Here is a 6216-nt window from a genome sequence, read left to right as displayed (position 1 = left end):
ATAGTCTATTCCACCTTCGACTAACTCTATAACACCCATTAACAATAGAGCGTGATAAATATAAGGAACATCGGCTTTACTGACTCTAAACATCCTCTGTAACTCATACTCTGAAATACGCTTAATCTGAGACACATAAACACAGATCTCAGGTAACTTAGGATGAAACATTCGTTGGTATTGTTTATAATCGAATTGACAATCAGTAGCAGACATACAGTTTCCTATTGATAATAATGGATTCGGAATCCTTATCTATTAAGCACTAAAATACCAAAAGTTTACTTAACTACAACTTAATTATTTTTAGCGCGTTTAGAATCTGAATCATTCATTACTTCAAGCAAATCAGCACTTAGTTCAGCAATCCAACCCATAGCAATCTCCTTATCTTCCTGGCCACAGTCCCCTGTAGATACCAAACGAGACATCAACGCCATCCGCTGCACCGCGAGCGTCTCAAAAAATAAATCTCGCATTCCTCAACCTCCCTAACAAAAAAACTGTATGAATACACAGTATCTCAAAATATTGCAGAATAAAAGCAAACTGAGCGTGCATTTGCGAGTTTTTACCTTGCATTAAATGCCTAACACCTCAAACGCCCGGTTAGCGGCATCACTCTGATCGGCCAGCAAAACATGACCATCAGCGCACACCCAGCACACGCCAGGTGAATCGAATGACTCATTTTCAGGCGTGATAACCTCCCCACACTCCTTGCAATATGCTTTCCGTCGTCTGATCACCAGCCGGTTACCCACTAATTGCATTTCGGTTTCCCGATCCAGCGGTACGATATTGCCCCTGGCCAGCGCTTTGGCCATCTGGCCAGCATCCTGGGACTGAATACCGATGCCTTTTTTCAACTCGGTGATCGTACTTTGAGTACAGTTATTGACAGAACTCCAAGGGGCGGCGATGCCGCCAGAAAAAGCAGCCTCCGCTGCGCTGTCGGCCAACTTCGGAACAATCGCCCACTTAACCAGGCGCGTTAATACCTCTGATTCCTGACCCGATAACGGCGAATAAACCCCCTGAATACGCTGAACAGCTTCCCCGTATTCATTGCCGCATTCAGTGATTTCATACATCAGGCGCACAACCAGATCACGACGCGCCACCAACGCCCCGCCCTGTGCCTGAGTATAGGATGCCCAGCACCCCACATCCGCCGCAGCCAGCACCGCATCCATAGATTTGTTTTCCAGGGTGATATCACGCATACGGCGCAGCTCACGCCAGACCGTTACCGGCGCGCCACCGATTTGCTGAAACTGACGGATCCGCCAGCGGCTTGCCCAGGCAGATACCGCCTTGGACATGTCTTTCAGGTTTTCGCCGGTTTCTTCATCCGTTTCACCATCCAGGGCGTAACCGTCGATATTTTTAGAAATGTATTTAGCGATATAGCCCGTAGCACTGCCCTTTTCTTCATCGATAGGCTCAACGTGAAAACGCGCCTTAAGCGCGTGTGCGGATTGCAGTTCTTCGGAATCTTCGCGGCGGGCGTAATAACAGAGAATATCCCGCACCTCGGCCACGTCTGACGGCCGCATGAACAGCAGCATGTGCCAGTGCGGCGTCCCGTCGTGATGCGGTTCGACTACGCGAAAACCAAAGACGTGGATCCCGGCGCGGGAAAACGCAGCGCGGGCTTTTGCCCATACGCCGCAAAGGTATTTTTGCGTTTGCTGCGGGCTGGCCGCGTTCCACTGAGACACAAACCCGCCTTTGCTGTGCACGGCGTGATATTTTGACGGCGCGGTGATCGTGTAAAACTCTCCGGCCATCCCCATTTCAGTGGCCAAATCTTCAAACCCGCGCATACGAACCATCAGTTCGCAGCGACGTTTTGCCGGGTTAGCGTTGCTGCCGTCCACCATGTCAGCCAGGGAAAGACGTTCCCCCGTCTCCTGATTTTGAAGATCACACGATTTAAAAAACTCCCGGTTACGTTTCTTTTGCTCCACCCATTCCCCTTGCGTGGAACGGCTGACGTAAGCCGATGCCGCCTTTTGAACTTGGCCAACGGCAATGGCCATATGCTCACGCTGCAGATCACGGCGGCGCTTCAACTTAGTACGCCACCACTCCGGTGCCACCATGCGCAATAAACCGGATTCCGCGGTGCGGGTTGTGAAAGTGCGACCTGAAAGAAATTGCTGCCAGTATGGCGGCGTGATACCGGCCATTTTGGCCAACTTGCCCAGGTGCTCAAAGGTGGCAAAAGTGCGGCGCGTCATTTCTTTCTGATCAGCAGCTGCGCCGTCAAAAGCCAGATCAATAAAATCGGTAAATGACTCAGACATAAAATCAGCGACGCGGTGCGCAAGATTACGCACTTCATCACGCCCAAAGGTAGGGAGTTTTTCAAGGTCAGCCAGGAACGGGAAAGGGATCACCCCCGCAGCCTGGTGTTTTGTCGTGTACTGTTCGCAGACATTGCGTAGACGTGGCAATACGCTCTTACCCACCGTAGTGCGTAAAAACGTATTGGCACGGCGGCGGCCGTTATGGCCACCCTCCAATAATTTGCTATATCGATCGCCAAAATAGCGTGCCAAGAAATCCGGCATTTCGCCAAGATACTCCGCACGCCAATCATGATCGGCTTTATTCAGGTGCCATAACTGCCGCTCGGTCAGGCTGATTTCATCAGGTGCGCCAGGGGCAAATTGCTCTTGCTGCCACTGGCGGGTTTCATGATGCTGGCCGTTAACAAAAGATGCCATTCAGCAATCCCACGCCACGGTTGCAATCACCTCCTGGGCAGTTTTGATGCTGCCGGCCGCCGCTCCTATACTGCGCGGCGCGGTGATTTTATTGATGGAAAAATCTTTATAGAGATAACGCACCATATCTGTATCACTGTTAGAAATGACCACCGGCACGCCACGGCCAGCCAAACGGCGTGCACTCCTGGCTAACCGGCCGTGTTCTTCATGCCCGAATCCAACAGAGTGATAAGCGGTAAAATTGGCTGTTTCTGTGAGGTACGGCGGATCACAATAAACCACGTCCCCAGCTTGCACGGCTTTCAATGCCTCGCTGTAGTTCCCACAAAGGAACGTAGCCAGCTTGGCTTTTTCAGCGAATGCCAGGATTTCAACTTTTGGAAAGTACGGCTTTTTGTATTTGCCGTAAGGAACGTTGAATTCGCCATTTTTGTTGTACCGGCATAACCCGTTAAAACAATGGCGGTTTAGGTAGAGAAAAAGCGGGGCGCGGTCTTTATCACCGGCCGGTTTGGAGTTGAACGCAAAGCGTAAACGGTAATATTCCGCCTCAGTGTTTCCCGTTGCAAACAGCGCCTCAGCCGTCTGGATGAACGCGGCCGGTTGTTCTGCAATCAGCTTGTACATATCGATCAGATCGCGGTTTGCATCAGCCACTAAATAAGCCGGGTAATCCGTATTCATCATCACCGCGCAGGATCCTGCAAACGGCTCAATAAGCCGCTCTCCAGCGGGTAAATACACCTTTAGCTTTTCGATAATGCGGACTTTTGAACCAGCCCATTTCAAGACAGTTTTCACAAAGCACCGCCCTGGCCAGCGCGGGCAAACTGTTCTGATTCCTGGCGTAACAGTTCAACGATTTCAGCAGCACTGAACCCTTCATTCACAATATGAGACGCCAGCCGATCCAGGCGGCCGGAATATTTCATAGCTGCATCCACCATTGTTTCTTCGCGGGCGTTCTTCAACATGCTGGCCAGGCGTTCAGAGTCCTGATAAGCCGGTGATGACTGGTCAAAATCTCGCAGCACTGGCGCGCGTTTCGGGCGATCATTTCGGGATAGATTCATGGAACAACTCCAAATTTTGGCAGCAAGAAACCCCGGCAACCTGACGGAAGCCGTGGGCATTCGAAAGATTTAATTAATGAAAACTAAGCGGGGAAATCGTTGTTTCGTATTTTTTAGGAAGCGGCGCAAGCGGTGACAGGTTAAGCGCCCCCATGCCGTGCAATTCCTTGGTCGTAACAAACCAGGTGCTGATCAGCGCATGAGCATGACCTTGCCCCAAAGAACCGGCCAAAAAATACAGGGCGCGAATGCTGGCCATTGTTTCGACTTGTTCGACCAACGTTTCAGACTCACGGTAGGCGCGAACCCAAAACGCAGCATTAGCCGCAAACCATTGGTGCGGGTTATCAAGGTGAACCGTGTCATTGAACATGAAAGGCGTCAGCGCAACGCGGCCTTTTGACACGTTGCATTTACTCAGGAATAAACGGCTGTAATTGAACTTAACGCCAAAAGCTGCGAATGATTCGATCAAACCAATTTCGTCTACGGTGATAATTTTCATACTTCCCTCAGTGCATCGGATTTGAAATTTTTTGTTCGTCAGCTCGACGGCTAACACTGCAAACAACAACGCCTTTGAAATCCTCCGGCGTCAGCAAACGGGTTTGTTGCTGCATTTTTCTGACCTTCAAAACGCCCTGCCACAGCGCGATTTTTTCCGCCTCGGTCAAATCGTTCCAGGCACATTTCACATGGCGGCTTTTCAACTGGGAGAGGAAACAGAGATCGCGGCGTTCATCTTCTGGAAGATTTTCCCAATAATTTTTCACCCGGTTTTCCGTGCCTGAAATCATCTTTCGGGCTTCACTAATCCATTTCGGCAATTGCTGTTCCATGCTTACCCCCTTAATCCCATCAGGCGGAACCACCAAGGGCGGCGCCTAATCATCACCATCGGGTGACGGCAACCACTTAGAAACGCCACTTTGCTTGCGGCCGGTTGCCAGCGCTGACCATTTGGCAGTTCAAGCCAACCGTGGCCATAGCTTTGCAGTTGAGCCGTTGGCGATTGTTGCTTTAGTAGTTGTGCGAAAACTTTCATCGAATAGTCTCAGTTCAGGCCAGGCATGACGCCGCATGAACTGATTACGTCCATTGCGGATGCCAGCACAGGCGTTGTGTGAAAACGCGACTCAACAGACACAACGAGCAAGGACAGATCGCGGATCGCCTGGTTGGCTCGGTCTAAAATGGCGTTTCTACGTGATTGCGTCATAGGCGCAGGGGAAATGGCTTCACCGGCAATAACGCCGATTGCGGCCGTGGCACTTAAGGTGTGCATTGATAAATTATCTGGCTTCGCTTCATTCACCGGCACTGCAGGTAAACATTTCAGCTGTGCCAGCAAACCATCCAGAACCGCCGAATCATCTGTGATATCCGTCAGTAATATCAGTTCGTTTACTGTTAACCGGTGGGGCTGCTCTGGATTCAGTTTGTTGCGTAACACTTGGGCAGAAATGCCGATAACCGCCGCCAACTCAGTAAGGTTGTGAGCCAAAGAGAAACGGCGGCAAGCGGTGTCCAAATGCGGATGTATCGAAGTTTGGTAATCAAACATGGCTATGACCTCAACGATATTGCAATATCGAACTAAGCAACCGAAAGGTCACATTCTGATAACGCATCTACTGTTAGAGCGGCGATATTAATCATCACTTTTTCGCGCTTCATGTCTTTGCGCAAGCGGTGACGTGGTAAACGTCCATCAGCTAGCATGTCGTTGATCGTATCCTCTGCTAAACCAGTGAGTTCGCTATAGCGTTCAATTGTGACGTGCGGGGTGATCAGAGTGATTGAAATGTTAGGTCTCATGGGGCAACATCTCCTTTTGGCTTGTGGCGAGCCGTAATTAATAGTGATTACAAGTGAAGTTTCCCAAATCGAACTTCATGGCGGACATTAAGATCGCTTTGGGAATCTGTCAATTGATTTTTGTTCTCTGGAGCGAACTTGATGGATTTTAAAACAGGCGGGCAGCAAGTAATTTTGAGACTTGTTGAGGCTTATGGATTCTCAACACGCCAGATGTTGTGTGATCATCTAGGTGTATCAAAAAGTACCCTTGCGACAAGATTCATGAGAGATATCTTTCCAGCAGAGTGGGTAATTCAATGTGCATTAGAAACTAACGTTTCTCTCGAATGGCTGTGTACTGGCGAAGGAAATAGTAACCGCAATAACGTTCAAGATATTGTCCGAATTCCGACCAGTAAAATTTCAGATGGTAAACTTATCGATAGCAGTTTCTTTTTTTATGATAAAGCGATGCTTTCTACATCAATTAGAAAACCGCACATTTACATATCAGATTCTTCATATTTTATAGCGGAAAAAAATTATACTGAAGTAGTCGATGGTCAATGGGTAATAAATATTGATGGCATGGTCACTCTAAAAAC

Annotated in this window: 11 protein-coding genes; 1 reads left to right on the top strand and 10 read right to left on the bottom strand. The window is 49.3% G+C overall.

Translation table 11 applies throughout. The features are described 5' to 3' along the window. The 10 genes from J1785_RS04355 to J1785_RS04310 form a co-directional block, all read right to left on the bottom strand. Positions 1-216 (bottom strand): hypothetical protein (locus J1785_RS04355; protein ID WP_217218895.1); only part of this gene is annotated, 216 nt, incomplete at its 3' end. An 80-nt stretch (positions 217-296) separates the two neighbouring features. Further along, positions 297-479: a hypothetical protein gene (locus J1785_RS04350; protein WP_217218894.1), complete on the bottom strand. Its 183-nt coding sequence runs from the start codon at positions 477-479 to the stop codon at positions 297-299. 102 nt (positions 480-581) lie between these two features. Then, positions 582-2735 carry a replication endonuclease gene (locus J1785_RS04345; protein WP_217218893.1) on the bottom strand — a complete coding sequence of 718 codons (2154 nt, stop codon included), beginning with the start codon at positions 2733-2735 and terminating at the stop codon, positions 582-584. Continuing rightward, positions 2736-3539, bottom strand: coding sequence for a Dam family site-specific DNA-(adenine-N6)-methyltransferase (locus J1785_RS04340; protein ID WP_217218892.1), 804 nt, complete (start codon positions 3537-3539; stop codon positions 2736-2738). It abuts the gene before it with no gap. Continuing rightward, entirely contained in the window at positions 3536-3811 is a 276-nt protein-coding gene (locus J1785_RS04335) for a DUF2732 family protein (RefSeq protein ID WP_217218891.1), read from the bottom strand. Before J1785_RS04335 ends, J1785_RS04340 begins: the two co-directional genes overlap by 4 nt. A 73-nt stretch (positions 3812-3884) precedes the next feature. Further along, positions 3885-4316, bottom strand: coding sequence for a hypothetical protein (locus J1785_RS04330; RefSeq protein WP_217218890.1), 432 nt, complete (start codon positions 4314-4316; stop codon positions 3885-3887). A 7-nt stretch (positions 4317-4323) separates the two neighbouring features. Next, positions 4324-4650 (bottom strand): hypothetical protein, encoded by a 327-nt coding sequence (locus tag J1785_RS04325; RefSeq protein WP_217218889.1) that lies wholly within the window; start codon positions 4648-4650, stop codon positions 4324-4326. A gap of 2 nt (positions 4651-4652) precedes the next feature. Further along, complete coding sequence (locus J1785_RS04320) at positions 4653-4856, bottom strand: phage filamentation protein Fil family protein (RefSeq protein WP_217218888.1); 204 nt, start codon at positions 4854-4856, stop codon at positions 4653-4655. A gap of 9 nt (positions 4857-4865) precedes the next feature. Further along, the gene (locus J1785_RS04315) at positions 4866-5375 is read right to left on the bottom strand and encodes a phage regulatory CII family protein (protein ID WP_217218887.1); all 510 of its coding nucleotides are present in this window, start codon (positions 5373-5375) and stop codon (positions 4866-4868) included. Between the two features lie 32 nt (positions 5376-5407). Next, positions 5408-5629, bottom strand: coding sequence for a regulator (locus J1785_RS04310; RefSeq protein WP_153375769.1), 222 nt, complete (start codon positions 5627-5629; stop codon positions 5408-5410). A gap of 141 nt (positions 5630-5770) precedes the next feature. Between J1785_RS04310 and J1785_RS04305 the strand changes: the two genes are divergently transcribed. Then, positions 5771-6216 (top strand): phage repressor protein CI (locus J1785_RS04305; protein WP_217218886.1); only part of this gene is annotated, 446 nt, incomplete at its 3' end.

Source organism: Rahnella perminowiae (assembly GCF_019049755.1).
Classification (GTDB): domain Bacteria; phylum Pseudomonadota; class Gammaproteobacteria; order Enterobacterales; family Enterobacteriaceae; genus Rahnella; species Rahnella perminowiae.
This window is presented reverse-complemented; position numbering and strand designations above follow the sequence as displayed.